This window comes from Pseudomonas guariconensis (genome assembly GCF_024127895.1).
Classification (GTDB): domain Bacteria; phylum Pseudomonadota; class Gammaproteobacteria; order Pseudomonadales; family Pseudomonadaceae; genus Aquipseudomonas; species Aquipseudomonas guariconensis_B.
The window spans coordinates 355,315-378,676 of the sequence record NZ_JAMYBK010000002.1; the positions used below are offsets into that span (position 1 = coordinate 355,315).

23 protein-coding genes are annotated in these 23,362 nt (G+C 64.9%); 11 read left to right on the forward strand and 12 right to left on the reverse strand.

The features are described 5' to 3' along the window. Window positions 1–74 precede the first annotated feature (74 nt). The 3 genes from NJF35_RS04150 to NJF35_RS04160 are packed head-to-tail and all read right to left on the reverse strand — an operon-like array spanning window position 75 to window position 3,651. The gene (locus tag NJF35_RS04150) at window positions 75–347 is read right to left on the reverse strand and encodes an oxidative damage protection protein (RefSeq protein ID WP_225786555.1); all 273 of its coding nucleotides are present in this window, start codon (window positions 345–347) and stop codon (window positions 75–77) included. Then, window positions 344–1,411, reverse strand: a complete 1,068-nt coding sequence (gene mutY, locus NJF35_RS04155; RefSeq protein WP_253090699.1) for an A/G-specific adenine glycosylase — start codon at window positions 1,409–1,411, stop codon at window positions 344–346. The genes NJF35_RS04150 and mutY overlap by 4 nt, the downstream gene beginning before the upstream one ends. Continuing rightward, window positions 1,408–3,651 carry an AsmA family protein gene (locus NJF35_RS04160; RefSeq protein WP_253090700.1) on the reverse strand — a complete coding sequence of 748 codons (2,244 nt, stop codon included), beginning with the start codon at window positions 3,649–3,651 and terminating at the stop codon, window positions 1,408–1,410. The genes mutY and NJF35_RS04160 overlap by 4 nt, the downstream gene beginning before the upstream one ends. A 288-nt stretch (window positions 3,652–3,939) precedes the next feature. On the opposite strand from NJF35_RS04160, the gene hisB reads away from it, so the two are divergent. The 5 genes from hisB to hisF all read left to right on the forward strand — a co-directional run bounded on the left by hisB (window position 3,940) and on the right by hisF (window position 7,132). Then, complete coding sequence (gene hisB / locus NJF35_RS04165; protein ID WP_225786552.1) at window positions 3,940–4,533, forward strand: imidazoleglycerol-phosphate dehydratase HisB; 594 nt, start codon at window positions 3,940–3,942, stop codon at window positions 4,531–4,533. Next, complete coding sequence (gene hisH, locus NJF35_RS04170; protein ID WP_225786551.1) at window positions 4,533–5,171, forward strand: imidazole glycerol phosphate synthase subunit HisH; 639 nt, start codon at window positions 4,533–4,535, stop codon at window positions 5,169–5,171. The genes hisB and hisH overlap by 1 nt, the downstream gene beginning before the upstream one ends. Beyond that, window positions 5,172–5,432, forward strand: a complete 261-nt coding sequence (locus NJF35_RS04175) for a DUF2164 domain-containing protein (protein WP_225786550.1) — start codon at window positions 5,172–5,174, stop codon at window positions 5,430–5,432. Window positions 5,433–5,532: 100 nt separating this feature from the next. Then, window positions 5,533–6,264 carry a 1-(5-phosphoribosyl)-5-[(5-phosphoribosylamino)methylideneamino]imidazole-4-carboxamide isomerase gene (gene hisA / locus NJF35_RS04180; protein WP_253081642.1) on the forward strand — a complete coding sequence of 244 codons (732 nt, stop codon included), beginning with the start codon at window positions 5,533–5,535 and terminating at the stop codon, window positions 6,262–6,264. Window positions 6,265–6,361: 97 nt separating this feature from the next. Next, window positions 6,362–7,132 (forward strand): imidazole glycerol phosphate synthase subunit HisF, encoded by a 771-nt coding sequence (hisF, locus tag NJF35_RS04185; RefSeq protein WP_225786548.1) that lies wholly within the window; start codon window positions 6,362–6,364, stop codon window positions 7,130–7,132. 54 nt (window positions 7,133–7,186) lie between these two features. Here hisF and choV read toward each other — a convergent pair whose 3' ends face one another. The 3 genes from choV to NJF35_RS04200 all read right to left on the reverse strand — a co-directional run bounded on the left by choV (window position 7,187) and on the right by NJF35_RS04200 (window position 10,249). Further along, window positions 7,187–8,365, reverse strand: coding sequence for a choline ABC transporter ATP-binding protein (choV, locus tag NJF35_RS04190; RefSeq protein WP_225786547.1), 1,179 nt, complete (start codon window positions 8,363–8,365; stop codon window positions 7,187–7,189). Beyond that, entirely contained in the window at window positions 8,362–9,207 is an 846-nt protein-coding gene (gene choW / locus NJF35_RS04195; RefSeq protein WP_262923779.1) for a choline ABC transporter permease subunit, read from the reverse strand. The genes choV and choW overlap by 4 nt, the downstream gene beginning before the upstream one ends. 94 nt (window positions 9,208–9,301) lie before the next feature. Further along, the gene (locus tag NJF35_RS04200) at window positions 9,302–10,249 is read right to left on the reverse strand and encodes a choline ABC transporter substrate-binding protein (protein ID WP_253090701.1); all 948 of its coding nucleotides are present in this window, start codon (window positions 10,247–10,249) and stop codon (window positions 9,302–9,304) included. A gap of 431 nt (window positions 10,250–10,680) precedes the next feature. On the opposite strand from NJF35_RS04200, the gene NJF35_RS04205 reads away from it, so the two are divergent. Further along, window positions 10,681–12,057 carry an L-serine ammonia-lyase gene (locus NJF35_RS04205; RefSeq protein ID WP_253090702.1) on the forward strand — a complete coding sequence of 459 codons (1,377 nt, stop codon included), beginning with the start codon at window positions 10,681–10,683 and terminating at the stop codon, window positions 12,055–12,057. 390 nt (window positions 12,058–12,447) lie between these two features. Beyond that, entirely contained in the window at window positions 12,448–13,554 is a 1,107-nt protein-coding gene (locus NJF35_RS04210) for a GlxA family transcriptional regulator (RefSeq protein WP_225786544.1), read from the forward strand. Window positions 13,555–13,748: 194 nt separating this feature from the next. Here the strand turns inward: NJF35_RS04210 and NJF35_RS04215 are convergent, their stop codons facing one another. From NJF35_RS04215 to NJF35_RS04235, 5 genes are all read right to left on the reverse strand, one after another. Beyond that, window positions 13,749–14,006 (reverse strand): hypothetical protein, encoded by a 258-nt coding sequence (locus NJF35_RS04215; protein ID WP_225786543.1) that lies wholly within the window; start codon window positions 14,004–14,006, stop codon window positions 13,749–13,751. Between the two features lie 331 nt (window positions 14,007–14,337). After that, complete coding sequence (locus tag NJF35_RS04220; RefSeq protein ID WP_253090703.1) at window positions 14,338–14,808, reverse strand: thioesterase family protein; 471 nt, start codon at window positions 14,806–14,808, stop codon at window positions 14,338–14,340. 10 nt (window positions 14,809–14,818) lie between these two features. Continuing rightward, window positions 14,819–15,784: an L-carnitine dehydrogenase gene (locus NJF35_RS04225; protein ID WP_253081698.1), complete on the reverse strand. Its 966-nt coding sequence runs from the start codon at window positions 15,782–15,784 to the stop codon at window positions 14,819–14,821. 17 nt (window positions 15,785–15,801) lie between these two features. Beyond that, on the reverse strand, window positions 15,802–16,686 hold the full coding sequence (locus NJF35_RS04230) for a 3-keto-5-aminohexanoate cleavage protein (protein WP_225786540.1): 885 nt from the start codon (window positions 16,684–16,686) through the stop codon (window positions 15,802–15,804). 120 nt (window positions 16,687–16,806) lie between these two features. Then, a complete protein-coding gene (locus NJF35_RS04235) occupies window positions 16,807–17,751 on the reverse strand; it encodes a choline ABC transporter substrate-binding protein (RefSeq protein WP_225786539.1) in 945 nt (314 codons plus the stop codon). 146 nt (window positions 17,752–17,897) lie between these two features. On the opposite strand from NJF35_RS04235, the gene NJF35_RS04240 reads away from it, so the two are divergent. Further along, window positions 17,898–18,863, forward strand: coding sequence for a GlxA family transcriptional regulator (locus NJF35_RS04240; protein WP_253090704.1), 966 nt, complete (start codon window positions 17,898–17,900; stop codon window positions 18,861–18,863). A 21-nt stretch (window positions 18,864–18,884) separates the two neighbouring features. Here the strand turns inward: NJF35_RS04240 and NJF35_RS04245 are convergent, their stop codons facing one another. After that, window positions 18,885–19,286 (reverse strand): lysozyme inhibitor LprI family protein, encoded by a 402-nt coding sequence (locus tag NJF35_RS04245; protein ID WP_253081700.1) that lies wholly within the window; start codon window positions 19,284–19,286, stop codon window positions 18,885–18,887. Between the two features lie 287 nt (window positions 19,287–19,573). Here NJF35_RS04245 and NJF35_RS04250 point away from each other — a divergent pair, with 287 nt between their 5' ends. The 3 genes from NJF35_RS04250 (at window position 19,574) to dgcA (ending at window position 23,235) form a co-directional block, all read left to right on the forward strand. After that, complete coding sequence (locus NJF35_RS04250; protein WP_087501964.1) at window positions 19,574–20,551, forward strand: dipeptidase; 978 nt, start codon at window positions 19,574–19,576, stop codon at window positions 20,549–20,551. Between the two features lie 77 nt (window positions 20,552–20,628). After that, on the forward strand, window positions 20,629–21,159 hold the full coding sequence (locus NJF35_RS04255) for a DUF5943 domain-containing protein (protein WP_225786536.1): 531 nt from the start codon (window positions 20,629–20,631) through the stop codon (window positions 21,157–21,159). 15 nt (window positions 21,160–21,174) lie between these two features. Continuing rightward, window positions 21,175–23,235: a dimethylglycine demethylation protein DgcA gene (dgcA, locus tag NJF35_RS04260; protein WP_225786535.1), complete on the forward strand. Its 2,061-nt coding sequence runs from the start codon at window positions 21,175–21,177 to the stop codon at window positions 23,233–23,235. Window positions 23,236–23,362 lie beyond the last annotated feature (127 nt).

Consider the following 23,362-nt stretch of genomic DNA (forward strand, 5'->3'; position numbering starts at 1 on the left):
AGGGTTTTTCAGGATCACGTCAACGACTTTTTGAAAATTTTTTAAATTAATTCCGTCGCTTACGTTTCCGAGGCTCATTCGCTGGGGGGAACGTAGCCTTCGGCCTTGGCGTAGTCTTCGCCGGAGAAGAACTTGTCCATCTCCGCCTGGAGGAACTTGCGGTCCTCGGCGTTCATCATGTTCAGGCGCTTTTCGTTGATCAGCATGGTCTGGTGCTTCTGCCATTCGTCCCAGGCCTGCCTTGAGATGTTGTCGAAGATGTCCTGGCCCTTGGCGCCGGGGTAGGGCGGGCGCTCAAGGCCGGGCAGTTCTTCTTTGTACTTGCGGCACATCACGGTGCGGGTCATCGGGGCTCTCCTGCAATCAATTCGTCGGCCGCGCGTTTGAGCAGTTTCTTGACCGGGGCAGCCAGGCCCAGGCGCGGCGGGGTGGCCAGGTTATACCAGAGCCAGTCGGGCTCGGCCACGTGCGAGCCGGCCGGGTCGACGCGCACCAGCCAGGGCTCGATGGCCAGCTGGAAATGGCTGAAGGTGTGGGTCAGGCCTTCCAGGGCGTGGCTGGCGGTCATGCGCAGGCCATGCTGGTAGGCCAGGTCGTCGAGCTGCTCCAGGCTGTCCAGCTCCGGCAGGCTCCACAGGCCACCCCACAGGCCGCTGGAGGGGCGGCGGTAGAGCAGGATGGCGCCTTGCTGGTTGGCCAGGATCGGCATCAGCGTGCGGCGCTGGGGCAGGGCCTTGCGCGGCTTGGGCTCGGGGTAGTGGGTTTCCTGGCCGAGCAGGTGCGCCTGGCAACCTTGCTGCAGCGGGCAGATCAGGCAACTGGGCTTGCTGCGGGTGCACAGCGTCGCCCCCAGGTCCATCATCGCCTGGGTGTAGTGGTTGACCCGGGTCATCGGCGTGAAGCGCTCGGCATTGGCCCACAGGGCATTGGCCACCTTCGGCTCGCCCGGGTAGCCGGCCTGGGCGGTATAGCGGGCCAGCACGCGCTTGACGTTGCCGTCGAGGATCGGTGCACGAATGCCCATGCTGATGCTGGCGATGGCGCCAGCGGTGGAGCGGCCGATGCCGGGCAGCTCGGTGAGCTGCTCGACGCTGCGTGGGAATTCGCCGCCGTGCTTTTCGACCACGATCTTCGCCGCCTTCTGCAGGTTGCGTGCGCGGGTGTAGTAGCCCAGGCCCGTCCACAGGTGCAGTACCTCGTCCTCTGGTGCCTCGGCCAGGGCCCGTACTGTGGGCAGGGCCTGCATGAAACGGTCGAAATAGTTGAGCACGGTGCTGACCTGGGTCTGCTGCAGCATGATTTCCGAGACCCAGACACGGTAGGGGGTGATGCCCTGTTGCCAGGGCAGGTCGTGGCGGCCGTGCTGGTCGTACCAGTCCAGCACGGCGCTGGAGAACTGCTCGGGACTCATCGTTTGAACAGCCCCTTGAGTGCCTCTTTGACTTCCGGGCTCACCTTGTCACCGAGCTTTTCGTCGAGCTTGTCATCCAGTTTCTCCTTCAGGCGATTGCCGGCCAGCTTGGCGGCGACCTTGCCCAGGCCGTCCTGGTCCAGGCGGCAGGCCTTGGCACCCAGCTCCAGCGGGCCGCGACAGCGCAGCGGCAGTTCGACGCCAACGTAGCGCTCGTTGACCTGGCAGGCCGGGTCAGGCATGGCGCGCTGGTCGCCTTCGACGATCACGCCGATGTTGTAGTCCATGCCCAGCACGCGCAGGTCGACGTCACCATGGCCGTTGACGGCCAGGCCGGGGATGCGCGCCTTCAGGTCCGGGTTGCTGGCCACGCCGTTGCGTATCACCAGGCTGCCGCGCAGTTCCTGGAAGGGCGTGTCCTTGCCGCGCGGCTCGCCGCTGAGCGTCTTGCGGTTGAGGGTGGCGATGGCCTGGCACAGTTGCTGTTCCAGGTTGGCGTTGACCAGCACGCCATCGTTGATGGTGAAGCTGGCTTTGCCGTTGAGGGTATCGACCAGGGCCTTCTGGCTGTTGCCGGTGGCGGTCAGGTCGCTGGAGAGGGTCAGCAGGCCCTTGACCGGCGGGGCCTGGTCCGGGCTTTCGCGCTTGATGAAGTGCTCCACCGGCACGCGAGTGATCTTCGTGTTGACGCCGATCTGTGGTACGGCCGGGCGTACATCGACGGTGCCCTTGGCCTCGAAGCTGCCGTTGTACAGGCTGCCGCGCAGGGTCTGGAGGGTCACCAGGCCGCCCTGGCCGCTGGCCTTGAGCTGGGCGTCGGCGATCGGCAGCTTGTCCAGCGTCAGGGCGCCGAACGACAGGTCGGCCTGCAGGTCGAGTGCGCGCAGGCGGTCCACCGGCAGCAGCTTGTCGTTGCTCCAGGCCACCTGGGTCGGGGCGTTGGGTAGCGGGGTGGTGCCAGTCACCGCGCGGGCTTCCTGCTGCTTGACCTCGGCCTGGCGGGCGGCCGTGGCGCCCTTGGCCTCCTCGCTCTTGGCCGGGAAGTAGCGATCGGCGTCGAACTTGTCGGCTTTCAGGCGCAGGCGCAAGGCCTGCTTGGCGACGTCTTCGACGGCCACGCGGCCGCTGAAGGTGCTGTCGTCCAGTTTCACCGCCAGGTCTTCCAGGGCCAGGCTGTTCGGGTTGCCCTGCAGGCGGCTGACCAGCTCCAGCTTGCCGAACGCGGCCGGGTCGGCGGTGGCCGGCAGCGGGTGGCCGATGCTGTCGAGGAAGGTGCGCAGGTCGAACTGGGCCACGGACAGGCCACCGCTCAGTTGCGGGGTCTTGTCCAGGTCGCGCAGGTTCAGTTCGCCCAGGGCGCGCAGCTGGTTGGCCGACAGCTTCAGGCCGTTCCACGAGGCGACGTTGGCTGCCAGGTCGACCAGCAACTGGCCCTGGGCGGCGAAGGTCATGGTCTTGCCGGCCAGCGGCTCGCCCGAGGTCTCGCCGGAAAGGCGCATGTCCTCGAAGTTGTAGCGCTTGAGCCGACGGTCGAAGCGCAGTTCGCCGGTCAGCTCGGTGCGGGCCTTGAGGTTCGGTTGGCTGGCGCTCAGGAAGGCGCTGGCCTTGAGCGGGATGTTCACGCCCTCGCGCACCGCGCCGGTGCTCAGCTGGATGCTTTCGGCGCTGAAGCTCTGGCCGCTGCGGGCATCGGTGTACTGCACCCGGGCGTTGTTCACGGTCAGGCTGTCGATGTCCAACTTGACCTGGCGCTCGTTGGCACCTTGCTGGCTGGCCGGGGGCTCGCTGGCGGTGGGCTCGGCGGGCTTGGCGCCGCTGCTGGCGCTCTGCTCGGGCAGGGGCTTGCCGATGTCTTCCCAGTTGCCGTGGCCCTGTTCGTCGCGGGTCAACGTCAGGTTCAGGCCCTCGACGCGCACGTCGCTCATCTGCACTTCGCGGCGCAGCAGGGGCAGTACGCGCACCGACAGGCCGAGCATCTGCAGGTCGGCGAACGGCGCCTTGGGGTTGTTCAGCGTGGCGACGCTGACGTCATGCAGCTCCAGGCCCAGCCACGGGAACAGGCTCCAGCCGATTTCACCGTTGAGGGTCAGCTCGACGTGGGCCTTGTCGCGGGCCAGCTGGCGAATCTCGTCTTTATAGTCGTTGGGATCGAAGAGGTGGGTCAGGGCGAAGCCCAGCGCCACGATGATCAGCAGCAACCCGAGAAGCCCCAGCCCCAGGATTTTGCCGAACGCTTTCATGGGCGAGTCCTTGTAGTCCGATTTTGAAATTCAAGCGGCAAAGTATAGCGCCGCGGCGATGGCTCCTGCGTATCAGACAAGCGATACAGGGCATTTCTTACGAATGTTGAAGAAGGCGCCGATGGTTTGGCCAGTACAGGTTTGACCTCATCCACTACCGCAGTTCCTTGGACGGGGCGGCGGGCGCAAAAATGGCCTGGCGCTGCCATATGTCATCCGCGTTCCAAGCCGGCGCGTTCTGGGCCTATAATGGCAGCCTTTTCGCCCAATGATTTTGCGGAGCTGGTGATGGTCGAACGTAAGGCTTCCGTCGAGCGCAATACCCTGGAAACCCAGGTAAAGGCCTCGATCAACCTCGATGGCAGTGGCAAGGCCCGATTCGATATCGGTGTGCCTTTCCTTGAACACATGCTCGACCAGATCGCCCGGCATGGGCTGATCGACCTGGACATCGAGTGCAAGGGCGACCTGCATATCGACGACCACCACACCGTGGAAGACGTCGGCATCACCCTCGGCCAGGCCTTCGCCAAGGCCATCGGCGACAAGAAGGGCATCCGCCGCTACGGCCATGCCTACGTGCCGCTGGACGAAGCGCTGTCGCGCGTGGTCATCGACTTCTCCGGCCGCCCGGGGCTGCAGATGCATGTGCCGTACACCCGTGCCAGCGTCGGTGGCTTCGACGTCGACCTGTTCCAGGAGTTCTTCCAGGGCTTTGTCAACCACGCCCTGGTGACCCTGCACATCGACAACCTGCGTGGCCACAACACCCACCACCAGATCGAGACGGTGTTCAAGGCCTTCGGCCGCGCCCTGCGCATGGCCGTCGAGCTGGACGAGCGCATGGCCGGGCAGATGCCTTCGACCAAGGGATGCCTGTAATGCAGACAGTCGCCGTTATCGACTATGGCATGGGCAACCTGCACTCGGTGGCCAAGGCCCTGGAGCATGTCGGCGCCGGCAAGGTGCTGATCACCAGCGACGCCGCGGTGATCCGCGAGGCCGACCGGGTGGTGTTCCCCGGCGTCGGCGCGATCCGTGACTGCATGGCCGAAATCCGTCGCCTGGGCTTCGATGGTCTGGTCCGCGAGGTCAGCCAGGACCGTCCATTCCTCGGCATCTGCGTCGGCATGCAGGCGCTGCTCGAGCACAGCGAGGAGAACGACGGCGTCGATTGCATCGGCCTGTTCCCCGGCCAGGTGCGCTTCTTCGGCAAAGGCCTGCAGGAAGACGGCGAGCACCTGAAGGTGCCGCACATGGGCTGGAACGAGGTCAGCCAGGCCATCGACCACCCCCTGTGGCACGATATCCCCGACCGGGCCCGTTTCTACTTCGTGCACAGCTACTACATCAATGCCGGCAAGCCGGGCCAGGTGGTCGGCCGCGGCCACTACGGCGTCGACTTCGCGGCGGCGCTGGCCGATGGCCCGCGCTTCGCCGTGCAGTTCCACCCGGAGAAGAGCCATACCCATGGCCTGCAGTTGCTGCAGAACTTCATCGCCTGGGACGGGCGCTGGTAGATGAGCAGGTCGCGGACCAAGGCGCCGGTCCTCACCCTGGCCCCCGAGCAGGAGCGCGAGGCCCTCGACACCTTGAAGCGGTTCCTGGAGGACCGCTTCGAGCTGCAACTGGGCTCATTCGAAGTGGCCGAGGTTCTCGAACTGTTCAGCAAGGAAATTGCACCCCATTACTACAACAGGGCGATTGCCGATGTTCAGCTGCACCTCAAGGAGCGGTTCGAGAGCATCGAAAGCGACCTATGGGCGTTGGAAAAAAGCTGAAAGCCGCAAGCTAAAGCCTGATCGCCTATCGAACAACCACCGCGCATTGCTTGCAGCTTGTGGCTTGCCGCTTGCCGCTTGAATTGATGAAGGAAAGAGCATGCTGATTATCCCCGCTATCGATCTCAAGGATGGTGCCTGCGTACGCTTGCGCCAAGGTCGCATGGAAGACTCCACCGTATTCTCCGACGACCCGGTGAGCATGGCCGCCAAATGGGTCGAGGGGGGCTGCCGTCGCCTGCACCTGGTCGACCTCAATGGCGCCTTCGAAGGCCAGCCGGTCAATGGCGAGGTGGTCACCGCCATCGCCAAGCGCTACCCACAGCTGCCGATCCAGATCGGCGGCGGCATCCGCTCGCTGGAAACCATCGAGCACTACGTCAAGGCCGGCGTCAGCTACGTGATCATCGGTACCAAGGCGGTCAAGCAGCCAGCGTTCGTCGCCGAAGCGTGCAAGGCCTTCCCGGGCAAGGTCATCGTCGGCCTGGACGCCAAGGACGGTTTCGTCGCCACCGACGGCTGGGCCGAGGTCAGCTCGGTGCAGGTCATCGACCTGGCCAAGCGTTTCGAGGCCGATGGCGTTTCGGCGATCGTCTACACCGACATCGCCAAGGACGGCATGATGCAGGGCTGCAACGTGCCCTTCACCAAGGCCCTGGCCGAAGCCACGTCGATCCCGGTGATCGCCTCGGGCGGCATCCACAACCTGGGCGACATCAAGGCCCTGCTGGACGCCAAGGCGCCGGGCATCATCGGCGCTATCACCGGCCGTGCCATCTACGAAGGCACCCTCGACGTCGCCGAGGCCCAGGCCTTCTGCGACAACTATTGACAGGAGCGGCAAGCTGCAAGCGGCAAGATAAAGGCAGTACGCGGTCCGGCCTTTCTCTTGCCGCTTGAAGCTTGCAGCTGCTCCCCAGGAGTCCCCCATGGCTTTAGCTAAACGCATCATCCCTTGCCTGGACGTGGACAACGGCCGGGTGGTCAAGGGCGTCAAGTTCGAGAACATCCGCGATGCCGGCGACCCGGTGGAGATCGCCCGGCGCTACGACGAGCAGGGTGCCGACGAGATCACCTTCCTCGACATCACCGCCAGCGTCGATGGCCGAGACACCACGCTGCATACCGTCGAGCGCATGGCCAGCCAGGTGTTCATCCCGCTGACCGTGGGCGGTGGCGTGCGTACCGTGCAGGACATCCGCAACCTGCTCAACGCCGGTGCCGACAAGGTCTCGATCAATACCGCCGCGGTGTTCAACCCCGAGTTCGTCGGCGAGGCGGCCGAGCGCTTCGGCTCCCAGTGCATCGTCGTCGCCATCGACGCCAAGAAGGTCAGCGGCCCCGACGAGACGCCGCGCTGGGAGATCTTCACCCACGGCGGGCGCAAGCCGACCGGCCTGGATGCGGTGGCCTGGGCGAAGAAGATGGAAGGCCTGGGGGCGGGCGAGATCCTGCTCACCAGCATGGATCAGGATGGCATGAAGAGCGGCTTCGACCTGGGCGTGACCCGCGCCATCAGCGATGCCGTGGGCATCCCGGTGATCGCCTCGGGCGGCGTGGGCAATCTGCAGCACCTGGCTGACGGGATCCTGGAAGGGCATGCCAGCGCGGTGCTGGCGGCGAGCATCTTCCACTTCGGCGAGTACACCGTGCCCGAGGCCAAGGCCTACATGGCGGCGCGGGGAATCGTCGTTCGCTGATTCTGCGCGTGGGGCTTTGAACCCTGGGGCTGCAAAGCAGCCCCCGATTCACGATCAGCCGAGATTCTTGCCCAGCAACGCGTGATACAGCTCGCTGTCGCCAAGAATCCCCACCACCTTGTCGTTCTCTTGCAGCACCAGCTTGTTACCGGTCTGGTAGCGGATCTGCAGGGCTTCGCGCATGCCGATGTCGGCACTCACCAGGGTCGGCTTGCGCGCCAGCGTCTCCACATCCTGCCCTGGCGCCCAGTTCTGCAGGTCCAGGCCATTCTGGCCCTGGCGGGCACGTTTGATCGAACCGCCTTCGCCCAGGTCGAGCCAGGAGTCCACGCCCGGGTCCAGGCACACCGAACCGTTGATCCGCTTGCACTTGTCCAGGGTGCGCATCAGGCTGCGCCCGCACAGCACGTTGAGCGGGTTGGTGTGGGCAACGAAGGTGCGCACGTAGTCGTCCGCCGGGTTCAGGACGATGTCTTCGGGCTTGCTGTACTGGATGATGCGGCCGTCCTTCATGATGGCGATGCGGCTGCCCAGCTTGAGTGCCTCGTCCAGGTCGTGGCTGACGAACACGATGGTCTTGCTCAGCTTGCGCTGCAGCTCCAGCAGCTCGTCCTGCAGACCCTGACGGATCAGCGGGTCGAGGGCCGAGAAGGGTTCGTCCATCAGCAGGATGTCGGCATCCATGGCCAGCGCCCGGGCCAGGCCCACGCGCTGCTGCATGCCGCCGGAGAGCTCGTCGGGCTTCTTGTTGCGCCACTGGGTCAGGCCCACCAGCTCGAGCTTCTCGTCCACCAGCTTGCGCCGTTCCTTTTCCGGGCGCCCCTGCATCTCCAGGCCAAAGCTGATGTTCTCGCGCACGGTCAGCCAGGGCATCAGGGCGAACTTCTGAAACACCATGGCGATGCGCTTGGTGCGCATCATCTTCAGCTCGGCCGGGGTGCAGTGGGCGATGTCGATATGGTTGCCTTCATGCTCGACGAACAACTTGCCACGGCTGACGGTGTTCAGGCCGTTGATGCAACGCAGCAGGCTCGACTTGCCCGAGCCGGACAGGCCCATGAGCACGCAGATCTCGCCCTTGTCGATGTCCAGGTTGGCCTTTTCCACACCGACCACCAGGCCGGTCTTCTTGAGGATCTGCTCGCGGGTCTGGCCTTGGTCGAGCAGGGCGAGGGCCTCGCGAGGCTTGTTGGAGAAGATGACGTCGACGTCTTCGAAACGAATGATGCTCATGCTTCACCCCTTGCCGGCAGCTCCGGTTGCTTGCAGATACGGTCGAGCATGATCGCCAGCAGTACGATCGCCAGGCCCGCTTCGAAGCCCAGCGAGATATCGGCGGTGTTCAATGCGTTGACCACGGGTTTGCCCAGGCCGTCCGCGCCCACCAGGGCGGCGATCACCACCATCGACAGCGACAGCATGATGCACTGGGTGACGCCAGCGGCGATGCTCGGCATCGCGTGTGGCAGTTCGATGCGGGTCAGCAACTGGCGCCGGGAGCAGCCGAAGGCCTTGCCGGCGTCCATCAGCTCCTGGGGTACGTCGCAGATCCCCAGGTAGGTCAGGCGGATCGGCGCGGCGATGGCGAACACCACCGTGGAGATCAGCCCCGGTACCACGCCCAGGCCGAACAGGGTCAGGGTCGGGATCAGGTAGACGAAGGTGGGCACCGTCTGCATCAGGTCGAGGATCGGCCGCATGCCGGTGTAGAACCACGGCTTGTGCGCCGCGAGGATGCCCAGCGGCACGCCGATGGCCACGCAGACCACGGTGGCGAAGGTCACCTGCGCCAGGGTCTCCATGGTTTCCTGCCAGTAGCCCAGGTTGAAGATCAGCAGGAACGAGAAGGCAACGAACGCGGTGAGGGCCCATTTGCGCTGGATCAGGTGCGCCAGAGCGGCGAACAGGGCGATGAGAACGTAGGGGTTGAACCAGGTCAGGGCACTGGTGACGCCATGGATCATGAACTCCAGGCCTTGGGCGATGGCGTCGAAGTAATCTGCGCCGTTCTGGGTCAGCCATTCGACGAACGACGCGATGTACTGTCCCAGGGGTATTTTCTGTTCGATAAGCATGATAGCGAGCTTCCACCTGCAAAGATTGAAATCAGTCCGGGGCGGGCACGGTCCTGCCCCGAGGTAGTGCCTACTGCTATTGCATCCATTACTGCTACTGCGTCAGCTTGGCCTTTACCGCCTCCAGCCCCGGTTCGCCGTCCACGGTCGTCACCCCGGCCAGCCAGGTGTCGAGCACTTGCGGGTTGTTCTTCAGCCACGCCTTGGCGGCCGCCTCGGGTTTCATCTTGTCGTCCAGGACGTTGCCCATCAGCGTGCTTTCCATGTCCAAGGTGAACGACAGGTTCTTCAGCAACTGGCCAACGTTGCTGCATTCTTGCGCGTAGCCCTTGCGGGTATTGGTCAGCACCGTCGCCTTGCCGTACTCGGGGCCGAAGAAATCGTCGCCGCCGGAGAGGTACTGCATCTTGAAGCGCTTGTTCATCGGGTGCGGTTCCCAGCCGAGGAACACCACGGCATCACCGCGCTTCTGCGCCCGGTCGACCTGCGACAGCATGCCGGCCTCGCTGGACTGCACCAGCTTGAAACCGGCGTCCTTCAGGCCGAAGGCGTTCTGGTCGATCATGTTCTGGATGGTGCGGTTGCCGTCGTTGCCCGGCTCGATGCCATAGATCTTGCCGCCCAGTTCGCGCTTGAACTTGACGATGTCGGCGAAATCCTTGAGGCCTTTGTCGTACAGCGCCTGGGGCACCGCCAGGGTGTACTTGGCGTTCTCCAGGTTGGCGCGCAGCGTCTCGACGGTGCCGGCGTCGCGGTACTGCTTGATGTCGTTCTCCATGGTCGGCATCCAGTTGCCGAGGAACACGTCGAGGTCCTTGCCGGCGGCCAGCGACTTGTAGGTCACCGGTACCGAGATCATCGTGGTGTGGGTCTTGTAGCCCAGGGCTTCGAGCACGACGCTGGTCACCGCGGTGGTCACGGTGATGTCGGTCCAGCCGACATCGGAGAACCTTACCGTTCGGCACTGCTCGGGTTCGGCGGCCTGGGCCAGCAGCGGAGCGGACAGCAACGCGGCCAGCAACAGCGAGGGTGAAGCTTTCATGAATGGACTCCTGTGATTTTATCTTCGGGTTCGCGCGGGGCGCCGGACGTTCTCGGGGTCCGGTCGACCAGGCCTGCAGAGGGCAGGTTGCGAGGCCGTGCAATACGAGTCGCTTTCGATAATCCCCCAGTGCTCGGCAATCGCCTACTGGTGGGGTCGTAACCAGTACAGGACGGGTCGCATCCAGTAAGGGCGATGTCGCATATGGGGTCTTCCACCCGTTCCCCCGTCTTTTTGCGTCATCCGAGCGCCTGGAAGCGTCGGTCGGTGACCGGGCCAGGGCGGCGCTGCCGGACAAAATGGCGTCGGTTGCAGACGCCGGGAGGTGGGGCAAAAGCCCGATGATGCGAGCATTCACGGCGTTCAGCCTAGCAGCTGTGCGACCTCACGCCTGGCGTGGGGAGACAAGCCCATCAAGAGGTGATTCGACAATGGCCATCAGCGTGTTCGACCTGTTCAAGATCGGTGTCGGGCCTTCCAGCTCCCACACCGTCGGCCCCATGCGCGCCGCCGCCCTGTTCGTCCAGGGCCTGCGCGAGCGCGGCGAGCTGGAGCGGGTAAGGCGGGTCGAGGTGCGGCTGTACGGCTCGCTGTCGGCCACCGGCATCGGCCACGGCACCGACAACGCCACTATCATGGGCCTGATGGGCGAATGGCCCGACGCCATCGACCCCACGGTGATCGCCCCGCGTATCGCCGAGCTGCGCGAAACCAGCACGCTGCTGCTGGATGGCCGCCTGCCCATCGCGTTCGTCTGGGCCCGCGACATGCTGCTGCTCGACGAGAACCTGCCCTATCACCCGAACGCCATGACCCTGGTCGCCGAAGGCGAGCAGGGCGAGCTGCACCGTGACACTTACTACTCGGTCGGCGGCGGCTTCGTGGTCGATGCCGCCCAGGCCGCCAGCGGCGTGCTGGATGCCGACCAGACGGTGCTGCCCTACGATTTCAACAGCGCCGCCGAGCTGCTGCGGCTGTGCAAGCAAAACGACATGCGCGTGTCGCAATTGATGATGGAGAACGAAAAGGCCTGGCGCAGCGAGCAAGAGATCCGCGCCGGCCTGCTCAAGCTCTGGCACGCCATGCAGGAATGCGTGAACAACGGCCTCAAGTACGAGGGTACGCTGCCCGGCGGGCTCAATGTGCGCCGGCGCGCGGCCAAGCTGCACCGCAGCCTGCAGGAGCTGGGCAAGCCCAACGTGATCGGCTCGACCATGAGTGCCATGGAGTGGGTCAACCTGTTCGCCCTGGCGGTCAACGAAGAGAACGCCGCCGGCGGGCGCATGGTCACCGCGCCCACCAATGGCGCGGCCGGCATCATCCCGGCGGTGTTGCACTACTACATGCGCTTCTCCGATGCGGTGGACGAATCCAACGTGGTGGAGTTCTTCCTCGGCGCGGCGGCGGTGGGCATCCTGTGCAAGAAGAACGCCTCGATCTCCGGCGCCGAAGTCGGTTGCCAGGGCGAGGTCGGTTCGGCCTGCGCCATGGCCGCCGCGGGCCTGGCCGAGGTGCTCGGGGCGACCCCGGCGCAGTTGGAGAACGCCGCCGAGATCGCCCTGGAACACAACCTGGGGCTGACCTGCGACCCGGTCGGCGGCCTGGTCCAGGTGCCGTGCATCGAGCGCAACGCCATCGCCGCGGTCAAGGCGATCAATGCGGTGCAGATGGCCCTGCGCGGCGACGGCGAGCACTTCATCTCCCTCGACCAGGTGATTCGCACCATGCGCGACACCGGTGCCGACATGCACGACAAGTACAAGGAAACCTCGCGCGGTGGCCTGGCGGTCAGCGCCATCGAGTGCTGATGCGCCGTTTTCGCCCGTTCCAGGCCGCTGTGCCACCTGTTGGCGCAGCGGCCGACACCCACCGGCCGTCGGCTGTCGCTACCAGAGGTGTCGTTGTCGGTGACACTCAAGTATGTCGCTTCTGGGCATCTTTCCCACAAGTGCTACCGAATTGCTCAGCAGTTACACGCAAAGGCGCTGGCGCGCCTGTTTGCGTTTACCTACCACCTCGCCAGAAAAGCTCTACACGTCGCATGACGACGTCGTTTTTGAGTTTTTTTGGATAGCCGTTCAATTTCAGGCACGGCGTTTGCGTCGAGATTGGCAAAGCCCCTGCATCCGAATCGGGGCCATTACAAGAAACAGTGCCCGCCTGAGGCACACCCTGCATTTGTGTGAGGAGAAATCGCGATGACGTCGTACACCTCCGGGAATCCAACCCAGAACCGCACAGCCCCCCAGTCCATCGGCTTTCTCCTGCTGGACAACTTCACCCTCATTTCCCTGGCGTCCGCGGTCGAGCCCCTGCGCATGGCCAACCAGTTGTCCGGTCGCGAGCTGTACCGCTGGCACACCCTGACGGTCGATGGCGGCCAGGTCTGGGCCAGCGATGGCCTGCAGATCACCCCCGATGCGGCCATGCACAGCGCGCCGCCGATGGATACCGTGATCGTCTGCGGTGGCGTCGGTATCCAGCGCTCGGTGACCCGTGAGCACGTCACCTGGCTGCAGGCCCAGGCCCGCCAGTCGCGCCGCCTGGGTGCGGTGTGCACCGGCAGCTGGGCGCTGGCCTGTGCAGGCCTGCTCGACGGTTTCGACTGCAGCGTGCACTGGGAATGCCTGGCGGCCATGCAGGAGGCCTTCCCGCGGGTCAACATGAGCACCCGTCTGTTCACCCTCGACCGCAACCGCTTCACCAGTTCCGGCGGTACCGCGCCGCTGGACATGATGCTGCACCTGATCAGCCGCGACCATGGCCGCGAACTGTCGGCGGCGATCTCCGAGATGTTCGTCTACGAGCGCATCCGCAACGAACAGGATCATCAGCGCGTACCGCTCAAGCACATGCTCGGCACCAACCAGCCGAAGCTGCAGGAGATCGTTGCGCTGATGGAGGCCAACCTGGAGGAGCCGATCGACCTGGACGAGCTGGCCGTGTACGTCTCGGTGTCGCGGCGCCAGCTCGAGCGCCTGTTCCAGAAGTACCTGCACTGCTCGCCGTCGCGCTACTACCTGAAGCTGCGGCTGATCCGTGCGCGTCAGTTGCTCAAGCAGACGCCCATGTCGATCATCGAGGTGGCGTCGGTGTGTGGGTTCGTGTCCACGCCGCACTTCTCCAAGTGCTACCGCGAATACTTCGGCATTCCGCCGCGTGACGAGCGTGTCGGCTCCAATACCGCGCAACAGGTGGCGATGATGCCGATCCCGCAGGCCATGGCCCTGTCGCCCCATGGTGGGCCGCTGGGGGCACTGAGCCAGGCGCGCAACGAGTCGACGTTTGCCAGTGTGAGGCTCTGAGCTGTTGGGGCCGCCAATCAGGCTAATGCTGTTCACTTAAGCAATTGGGGCCGCCTTGCGGCCCTTCGCGGGCAAGCCCGCTCCCACAAGTACGCTGCAAATGCACGACCCTGTGGGAGCGGGCTTGCCCGCGAAGGGCTGCAAGGCAGCCCCAATCGATGTCACATCGGACTTAAGTGAACAGCATTAGCCAATCAGGCGCGTTTGTTGAACTGCGCCAACGCCGGCAACAGCTGCTTGTCGATGGCCTGGCGCACGGCCGGGAGGATGGTGGCGCTGCCGGTGTACATCTGCTCGACCATGCCGCGCAGGGCCCGGGCATTGGGTTCGGTCAGGCCGCGCACGGCGACCTCGCAGGCCTGTTCGGCACTGGCCCCGGCCGGCATCTCGAAGCCCAGGGCGCGCAGTTGGCCCAGCAGGTCGTCCTGATCGATCAAATCCGCATGCATCATGGCTGTTGTCCCTTTTATCGCTAAGAGAGTGCTGCTGTGATTCACGACCGATTCTGTGTCCACGGCGACATGCCCGCAAGGGCAGTGTGTCGCAATGGCTGCTTTGGCTAAGAACAGGTCGTTCCCGGCTAAATCGACGGCCCGCAGAGGCCGCACACTGGCGTCATTCACGGCAACGGAGGGTTTGGTCACCCTCGCTCATGCAAAGTGGATGTTGCTCGCTCTTGGCCCCGGATGCTCACGGCTTTCCGGGGTTATTTTTTTCTGCGGTACATACCTTCGGGGCCGCTGTGCGCGCCTTTCGCGACACAGCGGCCCCAACTGGCATCGGTCAACCAGGCAATCGCATCACGCGCCCGACGAACTCGGCAGGCGGCAGGTCTCGTTGTGCCTCCCGCAACCCTTGCAGCAACGCCACGCTGCGCTCGCCAAACGGCGCCGACTTCGGCCCCGCCAGGTCCACATGCAGCAGCATCTGCTCGCTGGCCGCCAACGCCTCGTCGAACCCTACCCGGTGCAGGCTGTGGTACACATGCAGGCGCTTCTTGTCGAAGCCGACGATCTGCGTCTGCACCCACACCTCGGTGCCGAGCTTCACCTCATGCAGGTAGTTGATGTGCGCCTCCAGGGTGAACAGCGAATGGCCGCTCTGCCCACGGCTGTCGGCATCCAGGCCGATGCGCTCCATCAGCGCATCGGTGGCGTAGCTGAAGATCAGCAGGTAATAGGCATCGCGCAGATGGCCGTTGTAGTCGACCCAGCCCTCCTGGACTGGAGTGCGGTAGGTGGTCAGTGCTGGCATCAGGTGCTCCTCAATCGCCGAAGGCCATGCCGTGCTGGGCCTTGCTGTGCTTCACCGCCTCCAGTACCGCCAGCAGGGTGTCGTCACGGTAGCGCTCCAGCGCGGCGATGCTGTGCTCGCCCAACTGCTCGGCGGTGCCCTCGACCACATCGTCGATCAGCTTGTCGGTCAGTTCCGGGGCCGGCAGGTAGGTCCAGGGCAGCTTGAGCGCCGGGCCGAACTGCGACATGAAGTGACGCATGCCGGCATCGCCACCGGCGAGGGTGTAGGTCAGGAAGGTGCCCATGAACGACCAGCGCAGGCCGGCGCCGAAGCGGATCGCGTCGTCGATCTCGCCCGTGCTGGCCACACCATCGTTGACCAGGTGCAGGGCCTCGCGCCACAGCGCTTCGAGCAGGCGGTCGGCGATGAAGCCGGGAACCTCCTTGCGCACGTGCAGCGGGCGCATGCCCAGCGCGGTGTAGATGGTCTTCGCGGCTTCGATGGCCTCGGGGGCGGTGCGCTGGCCGCCGACGATCTCCACCAGCGGCAGCAGGTACACCGGGTTGAACGGGTGGCCTACCACGCAGCGCTCGGGGTGGGTGGACGACTCGTAGAACTCGCTCGGCAGCAGCCCCGAGGTGCTGGAACCGATGATCGCGTTGGGTTTGGCCGCGGCACTGATCCTGGCATGCAGGTCGAGCTTGAGGTCCAGGCGCTCCGGGGCGCTTTCCTGGATGAAGTCGGCGTCGCGCACGCACGCCTCGATGGTGCTGACGAACGTCAGCCGGTCCTGCGCCGCGCCGGGCGCCAGGCCTTGTTTCTCAAGGGCTGGCCAGGCATTGGCGATGCGCTTGCGCAGGGCCTGCTCGGCGCCGGGGGCCGGGTCCCAGGCGACCACGTCCAGGCCGTGGGCCAGGGCGCGGGCGACCCAGCCGCTGCCGATGACGCCGCTACCCAGGGCGGCGAAGGTCTTGATCTCGGTGATGTAAGGCATGTCGAACGGCTCCTGAATTAGCGGCGCTTGAGGTTCATCTTTTCCCGGCCTTCTGCCGGGCTGAGGACACGGCCGCCCATGCGGGTGATGATTTCCGCCGCGCGTTCGACCAACTGGCCGTTGCTGGCCAGCACGCCACGGTCCAGGTACAGGTTGTCTTCCAGCCCCACCCGTACGTTGCCGCCGAGCAGCACGGCCTGGGCCGCCATGGGCATCTGCATGCGGCCGATGCCGAAGCCGGCCCAGGTCACACCGGCGGGCAGGTTGTCGACCATGGCCTTCATGGTGGTGGTGTCCGCCGGCGCGCCCCACGGGATGCCCAGGCACAGCTGGAACAGCGGGTCGTCCAGCAGGCCTTCCTTCATCATCTGCTTGGCGAACCACAGGTGGCCGGTGTCGAAGATTTCCAGCTCGGCCTTCACGCCCAGCTCGGTGATGCGCTTGGCGCCGGCACGCAGTTGGCTCGGGGTGGAGACGTAGATGGCGTTGCCGTCGCCGAAGTTGAGGGTGCCGCAGTCGAGGGTGCAGATCTCTGGCAGCAGCGCCTCCACGTGGGCCAGGCGCTCCAGTGGGCCGATCAGGTCGGTGCCCGGGCCGAAGGCCATGGGTGTTTCGCCAGGGCCGATCTCCAGATCGCCGCCCATGCCGGCGGTGAGGTTGACGATCACGTCCACGTCGGCCTCGCGGATGCGCTCCATCACTTCGCGGTACAGCGCCACGTCGCGGCTGAAACGGCCGGTCTCGGGGTCGCGGACGTGGCAATGGACCACGGTGGCGCCGGCCTTGGCGGCTTCCACGGCGGATTCGGCGATCTGCTTGGGCGTGACAGGGACGAGGTGGCTCTTGGCGACCGTGTCGCCGGCGCCGGTGAGGGCACAGGTGATGATGACGTCGTGGTTCATGGTGTGTTCCTTGTGGTGTCGGTGGTGGCCCAATCGCCGGCAAGCCGGCTCCCACAGGGCGTGGTGAGCCCTGGTGCGTGAAGCGCCTGGGGGAGCTGGCTTGCCGGCGATGAGGCCGGGTCAGTTGGCGGTGAGCTTGAGGTTCTCGGCCGCGGGCTTGCCATCGAAGGTGGTCACGCCTTGCAGCCAGCGCGCCTTGTCCTCGGGGTGGTCCTTGAGCCACTGGCGGGCCGACTCCAGCGGGTCCTTGTGGTCGAGCAGCGGCTGCATCATGCGGCTCTCGTCCTCGGCGCTGAAGCTCAGGTTGGCCAGCAGGCGGTGGGCGTTGGGGCAACGTTCGGCATAGTCCGGCGCGGTGACGGTCCACACCGTGGCACGGCCTTCGTCGGGGCCCAGGGCATCCTGGCTGCCATCGAGGTAGGTCATGTCGATGTTGACGTTCATCGGGTGCGGCGCCCAACCGAAGAACACCACCGCCTGCTTGCGCCGTACGGCCCGGTCGACCGCGGCGAGCATGCCGGCCTCGCTGGACTCGACCAGCTGGAACTTGCCCAGGCCGAACTGGTTCTTGGCGATCATGGCCTTGATCTGGGTGTTGGCCCCGGAGCCAGGCTCGATGCCGTAGATCTTGCGGCCCAGTTCCTTCTCGAACTTGTGGATGTCGGCGAAGCTCTTCAGGCCCTTGTCGGCGAGGTACTTCGGCACCGCCAGGGTGGCCCGGGCGTCGTCCAGGCTGGGTTTGTCGAGGACCTTGACCTGCCCGGCCTGGATGAACGGGGTGATGGTCTGGGTCATGATCGGGTTCCAGTAGCCCAGGAACATGTCCAGGCGCTTGTCGCGGATCCCGGCGAAGATGATCTGCTGCGAGGCGCTGGTCTGCTTGGTCTGGTAACCCAGGCCATCGAGCAGGACCTGGGCCATGGCGCTGGTGGCGATGACATCGGTCCAGTTGACCACGCCCAGGCGTACGTTCTTGCAAACGGCGGGCTCGGCGGCGAACAGGGGCGTGGCAAGGGTGCTGCTCAGGGCGAGGGACAACAGGCTGCGGCGGATCAAGCTGTGCATGGTGGCTCTCCAACGGCAGTGCATATTGTTATGGGATCGGCCTCTGTGGGCCGTGTGAACACGCTACGCTGCTGGCAGGGTGGAAAATCGCACCCTGACGACCAACAATTGCACACAAGCGACCACTTCTGCCGTGGAACATATCGATGCCGCAAACCATCCACTTCCTGCTGTTGCCGGGCTTCTCGGCCATGGGCTTCATTTCGGCGCTGGAGCCCTTGCGCGTGGCCAACCGTTTTCGCGGGCCGCTGTACCGCTGGCGCGTGCTGAGCCTGGAGGGTGACGCGGTGCAGGCGAGCAATGGCATGTCGGTGAACGTCGACGGCGCCCTGGGCGAGGGCGAGCGGGGCAGTATGCTGCTGGTGGTGGCCGGCTTCGAGCCGTTGGCCTGCTACGGCCCTGTGCTGCAACAGGCGCTGCGCCGTCTCGACCATGAGGGGGTGATCCTTGGCGGTATCGATACCGGCGCGGTGGTGCTGGCCGAGGCCGGCCTGCTCGACGGGTATCGGGCGACCCTGCACTGGGAGGCGCTGGAGGCTTTCAAGGAGCGCTACCCGCGCCTGCAGGCGACCCAGGAGCTGTTCGAGATCGACCGCCGGCGCATCACCTGCGCCGGCGGCACCGCCTCCATCGACCTGATGCTCGACCTGATCGCCCAGGGCCATGGCAGCGAACTGGCGGTGCAAGTGTCGGAGCAGTTCGTGCTCGGGCGCATCCGCCCGCGCCAGGACCACCAGCGCATGCAAATCGCCTCGCGCTACGGCATCAGCAACAAGAAGCTGGTGCGGGTGATCGGCGAGATGGAGCGCAACACCGAGCAGCCGCTCAATACCCAGGTGCTGGCCGAGGCCGTGCAGGTCACCCGGCGGCAACTGGAGCGGCTGTTCCGCCTGTATCTGGACGACACGCCCAGCGGCTTCTATCTGCGCCTGCGGTTGGACAAGGCGCGGCAGTTGCTGCGCCAGACCGACATGAGCGTGCTGGAGGTGGGGGTGGCCTGTGGGTTCGAGTCGGCGTCGTATTTCACCCGTTGCTACCGGGCACGCTTCGAGCGCTGTCCCAGGGAGGATCGGCGGCAAGCCGGCGATGGGGCGCGAAGCGGCCCCAAATGACAGTTGGGCGCGCCGTCGAGATCATGGCTGGCCAATGGACTGCAGGTACTCCGATCGCTCATCGCTACGCTGGGCGATACAGGTGTTCCAGGCCGCCTCGAACGCCTGGCTGCCAGGCTTCCCTGCAAAGGTCTCGACTTTGCAGTCGGCATCACGCAGCTGCACCCAGAGTTTTTCGGCAGCGTCCATTCGCTCGATCAGCGCCGTGGCCTGGCCGACTTCGTCCGCATACTGGTCGCGGATGCGCTGGACCAGTTCGTCATAGGCCGCCTTCAGCTCCCGCTCGGCGGTGTGCTTGTTGAAGGCGGCGCAGGCATAGCCCTGCTGATCGGTCTCGACGTTGTCGCAGGGCGTGCTTTCCTCCTCGCCGGCCTGGGCACCCAGGGCCACGCTCAGCAACACCAGCCATGCCATTGATTTCATCCGTTTTCTCCTTAAACAGGCTGACGAATCGCAGGCGATTCTCGCTCAGCCTGCGACGCTGCGGTAGCTCCCGACGCAAATGTTCATGAATGGCCAAAAACGACGGTTGTCGAGAGTCGCTCTCATCGCCACACGCCGTGCCAGAGCGCGCCCTGTCGCCCATTGACGCTTTCGGCAAACCCCCTGTCGTTTTTGCACCGGGGCGCCTCGGGCGGCAGGCATATGCTGGCCCCAAAGCGCCGGCACAAGGTTCGGCGTGGCCCAAGTCAATAAAAGGGGACAGCCTGATGAGCCCAGCCGAACTTCACGCCGACAGCATCGTCATCGATGGCCTGATCATCGCCAAATGGAACCGCGAGCTGTTCGAGGACATGCGCAAGGGTGGCCTGACCGCGGCCAACTGCACGGTATCGGTCTGGGAGGGCTTCAAGGCCACCGTCGACAACATCGCCGCCAGCCAGAAGCTGATCCGCGAGAACAGCGACCTGGTCATGCCGGTGCGCACCACCGCCGACATCCGCAAGGCCAAGGAGCTGGGCAAGACCGGCATCCTCTTCGGCTTCCAGAACGCCCACGCCTTCGAAGACCAGATCGGCTACGTCGACGTGTTCAAGCAGCTGGGCGTGGGCATCGTGCAGATGTGCTACAACACCCAGAACCTGGTGGGCACCGGCTGCTACGAGCGCGACGGCGGCCTGTCGGGCTTCGGTCGCGAGATCGTCGCCGAGATGAATCGCGTCGGCATCATGTGCGACCTGTCCCACGTCGGCTCCAAGACCAGCGAGGAAGTCATCCTCGAGTCGAAGAAGCCGGTCTGCTATTCCCATTGCCTGCCCTCGGGCCTGAAGGAGCACCCGCGCAACAAGTCGGACGAAGAGCTGAAGTTCATCGCCGACCACGGCGGCTTCGTCGGCGTGACCATGTTCGCGCCGTTCCTGGCCAAGGGCATCGACTCGACCATCGACGACTACGCCGAGGCCATCGAGTACACCATGAACATCGTCGGTGAGGACGCCATCGGCATCGGCACCGACTTCACCCAGGGCCACGGCCAGGACTTCTTCGAGTACCTGACCCACGACAAGGGTTACGCCCGTCGCCTGACCAATTTCGGGAAGATCATCAACCCGCTGGGGATCCGCACTGTCGGCGAGTTCCCCAACCTCACCGAGACCCTGCTCAAGCGCGGCCACTCCGAACGGGTGGTGCGCAAGATCATGGGTGAGAACTGGGTGAATGTCCTCAAGGACGTCTGGGGCGAGTAAGCCGCTCTCCAAGCCTGAAAAGCCCCGGCCAGCAACGCCGGGGCATCCAACAAAAATTTTTATGGAGTTGAGTTTCCATGGCCAAGATCGCCCCGCAATTGCCAATCGAAGTCGACAGCGAGACCGGTGTCTGGACCACCGATGCCCTGCCGATGCTCTACGTGCCACGGCATTTCTTCGTCAACAACCACATGGGCATCGAGGAAGTGCTGGGCGCTGACGCCTACGCCGAGATCCTCTACAAGGCCGGCTACAAGTCGGCCTGGCACTGGTGCGAAAAAGAAGCCGAATGCCATGGCCTGGAAGGCGTGGCGGTGTTCGAGCACTACATGAAGCGCCTGTCCCAGCGCGGCTGGGGCCTGTTCGAGATCCAGGACATCGACCTGGACAAGGGCACCGCCAGCGTCAAGCTCAAGCATTCGGCGTTCGTCTACGTCTACGGCAAGGTCGGCCGCAAGGTCGACTACATGTTCACCGGCTGGTTCGCCGGTGCCATGGACCAGATCCTGGCTGCCCGTGGCAGTTCCATCCGCACCGTGGCCGAACAGGTCTACGGCGGGTCGGAAGAAGGCCACGACGACGGCCTGTTCATCGTCAAGCCGCTGTAAGCCGGAGAGAGCGTCATGGCATTCGAAGCAATGTTCCAGCCGATCCAGATCGGCAAGCTGACCATCCGCAACCGCGTGCTCAGCACCGCGCACGCCGAGGTCTACGCCACCGACGGCGGCATGACCACCGAGCGCTACGTCAAGTACTACGAAGAGAAGGCCAAGGGCGGCATCGGCCTGGCCATCTGCGGCGGTTCGTCGGTGGTGGCCATCGACAGCCCGCAGGAGTGGTGGTCGTCGGTGAACCTGTCGACCGACCGGATCATCCCGCACTTCCAGAACCTGGCCGACGCCATGCACAAGCATGGCGCCAAGATCATGATCCAGATTACCCACATGGGCCGGCGCTCGCGCTGGGACGGCTTCAACTGGCCGACCCTGATGTCGCCGTCGGGCATCCGCGAACCCGTGCACCGTGCCACCTGCAAGACCATCGAGGTGGAGGAGATCTGGCGGGTCATCGGCAACTACGCCCAGGCCGCGCGCCGGGCGAAGGAAGGCGGCCTGGACGGCGTCGAGCTGTCGGCGGTGCACCAGCACATGATCGACCAGTTCTGGAGCCCACGGGTCAACAAGCGTACCGACGAATGGGGCGGCAGCTTCGAAGGCCGCATGAAGTTCGGCCTGGAAGTGCTCAAGGCGGTGCGCGCCGAGGTCGGTGACGACTTCTGCGTGGGCATGCGCATCTGCGGCGACGAATTCCACCCCGATGGCCTGAGCCACGAGGACATGAAGGAGATCGCCAAGTACTACGACGCCACCGGCATGCTCGACTTCATCGGCGTGGTCGGCTCGGGCTGCGATACCCACAACACCCTGGCCAACGTCATCCCCAACATGAGCTACCCGCCGGAGCCGTTCCTGCACCTGGCTGCCGGCATCAAGGAAGTGGTCAAGGTCCCGGTGCTGCACGCGCAGAACATCAAGGACCCGAACCAGGCCACGCGCATCCTCGAAGGCGGCTACGTGGACATGGTCGGCATGACCCGCGCGCACATGGCCGACCCGCACCTGATCGCCAAGATCAAGATGGGCCAGGTCGACCAGATCAAGCAATGCGTCGGTGCCAACTACTGCATCGACCGCCAGTACCAGGGCCTGGATGTGCTGTGCATCCAGAACGCCGCGACCTCCCGTGAATACATGGGCGTGCCGCACATCATCGAGAAGTCCACCGGGCCCAAGCGCAAGGTGGTGGTGGTCGGCGCCGGCCCTGCCGGCATGGAGGCGGCCCGCGTGGCGGCCGAGCGCGGCCACGACGTCACCGTGTTCGAGAAGAAGGAGCAGATCGGCGGGCAGATCACCATCGCCGCCAAGGCACCGCAGCGTGACCAGATCGCCGGCATCACCCGCTGGTACCAGCTGGAGTTCGCCCGCCTGAAGGTCGACCTGCGCCTGGGCACCGCGGCGGATGCGCAGACCATCATGGACCTGCGCCCGGACATCGTCGTGCTGGCGGTGGGCGGCCATCCGTTCGTCGAGCAGAACGAGCACTGGGGCGCCGCCGAAGGGCTGGTGGTCAGCAGCTGGGACATCCTCGACGGCAAGGTCGCGCCGGGCAAGAACGTGCTGGTGTACGACACCATCTGCGAGTTCACCGGCATGTCCACGGCGGACTTTCTGGCCGACAAGGGCTGCCAGGTGGAGATCGTCACCGACGACATCAAGCCGGGTGTGGCCATGGGCGGCACCACCTTCCCGACCTACTACCGCAGCCTCTATCCGAAAGAGGTGATCATGACCGGCGACATGATGCTGGAAAAGGTCTACCGCGAGGGCGACAAGGTGATCGCGGTGCTGGAGAACGAGTACACCGGCGCCAAGGAAGAGCGCGTGCTCGACCAGGTGGTGGTGGAAAACGGCGTGCGGCCGGACGAGGAACTCTACTACGCGCTCAAGGACGGCTCGCGCAACAAGGGCCAGATCGACATCGAGGCGTTGTTCGCCATCCAGCCGCAGCCGATCCTCAGCCAGCCGGGCGAGGGCTACCTGCTGTACCGCATCGGCGACTGCGTGGCCCAGCGTAACGTGCATGCGGCGATCTATGACGCCTTGCGCCTGTGCAAGGATTTCTAGGCTAGCTGCAAGTTTCGAGCGGCAAGCGGCAAGCAGAAGCAGTCCTCATCGCTTCTGCTTGCGGCCATCGCTCCGAGAGTTGCTTGGAAACGATTCTGCGTAACAGCGATGAGCCAGCCGTTGTAAG

Coding starts and splice junctions, on each gene's coding strand:
- NJF35_RS04150 (WP_225786555.1), bottom strand. CDS start 347: ATGACCCGCACCGTGATGTGCCGCAAGTACAAAGAAGAACTGCCCGGC.
- mutY (WP_253090699.1), bottom strand. CDS start 1,411: ATGAGTCCCGAGCAGTTCTCCAGCGCCGTGCTGGACTGGTACGACCAG.
- NJF35_RS04160 (WP_253090700.1), bottom strand. CDS start 3,651: ATGAAAGCGTTCGGCAAAATCCTGGGGCTGGGGCTTCTCGGGTTGCTG.
- hisB (WP_225786552.1), top strand. CDS start 3,940: ATGGTCGAACGTAAGGCTTCCGTCGAGCGCAATACCCTGGAAACCCAG.
- hisH (WP_225786551.1), top strand. CDS start 4,533: ATGCAGACAGTCGCCGTTATCGACTATGGCATGGGCAACCTGCACTCG.
- NJF35_RS04175 (WP_225786550.1), top strand. CDS start 5,172: ATGAGCAGGTCGCGGACCAAGGCGCCGGTCCTCACCCTGGCCCCCGAG.
- hisA (WP_253081642.1), top strand. CDS start 5,533: ATGCTGATTATCCCCGCTATCGATCTCAAGGATGGTGCCTGCGTACGC.
- hisF (WP_225786548.1), top strand. CDS start 6,362: ATGGCTTTAGCTAAACGCATCATCCCTTGCCTGGACGTGGACAACGGC.
- choV (WP_225786547.1), bottom strand. CDS start 8,365: ATGAGCATCATTCGTTTCGAAGACGTCGACGTCATCTTCTCCAACAAG.
- choW (WP_262923779.1), bottom strand. CDS start 9,207: ATGCTTATCGAACAGAAAATACCCCTGGGACAGTACATCGCGTCGTTC.
- NJF35_RS04200 (WP_253090701.1), bottom strand. CDS start 10,249: ATGAAAGCTTCACCCTCGCTGTTGCTGGCCGCGTTGCTGTCCGCTCCG.
- NJF35_RS04205 (WP_253090702.1), top strand. CDS start 10,681: ATGGCCATCAGCGTGTTCGACCTGTTCAAGATCGGTGTCGGGCCTTCC.
- NJF35_RS04210 (WP_225786544.1), top strand. CDS start 12,448: ATGACGTCGTACACCTCCGGGAATCCAACCCAGAACCGCACAGCCCCC.
- NJF35_RS04215 (WP_225786543.1), bottom strand. CDS start 14,006: ATGATGCATGCGGATTTGATCGATCAGGACGACCTGCTGGGCCAACTG.
- NJF35_RS04220 (WP_253090703.1), bottom strand. CDS start 14,808: ATGCCAGCACTGACCACCTACCGCACTCCAGTCCAGGAGGGCTGGGTC.
- NJF35_RS04225 (WP_253081698.1), bottom strand. CDS start 15,784: ATGCCTTACATCACCGAGATCAAGACCTTCGCCGCCCTGGGTAGCGGC.
- NJF35_RS04230 (WP_225786540.1), bottom strand. CDS start 16,686: ATGAACCACGACGTCATCATCACCTGTGCCCTCACCGGCGCCGGCGAC.
- NJF35_RS04235 (WP_225786539.1), bottom strand. CDS start 17,751: ATGCACAGCTTGATCCGCCGCAGCCTGTTGTCCCTCGCCCTGAGCAGC.
- NJF35_RS04240 (WP_253090704.1), top strand. CDS start 17,898: ATGCCGCAAACCATCCACTTCCTGCTGTTGCCGGGCTTCTCGGCCATG.
- NJF35_RS04245 (WP_253081700.1), bottom strand. CDS start 19,286: ATGAAATCAATGGCATGGCTGGTGTTGCTGAGCGTGGCCCTGGGTGCC.
- NJF35_RS04250 (WP_087501964.1), top strand. CDS start 19,574: ATGAGCCCAGCCGAACTTCACGCCGACAGCATCGTCATCGATGGCCTG.
- NJF35_RS04255 (WP_225786536.1), top strand. CDS start 20,629: ATGGCCAAGATCGCCCCGCAATTGCCAATCGAAGTCGACAGCGAGACC.
- dgcA (WP_225786535.1), top strand. CDS start 21,175: ATGGCATTCGAAGCAATGTTCCAGCCGATCCAGATCGGCAAGCTGACC.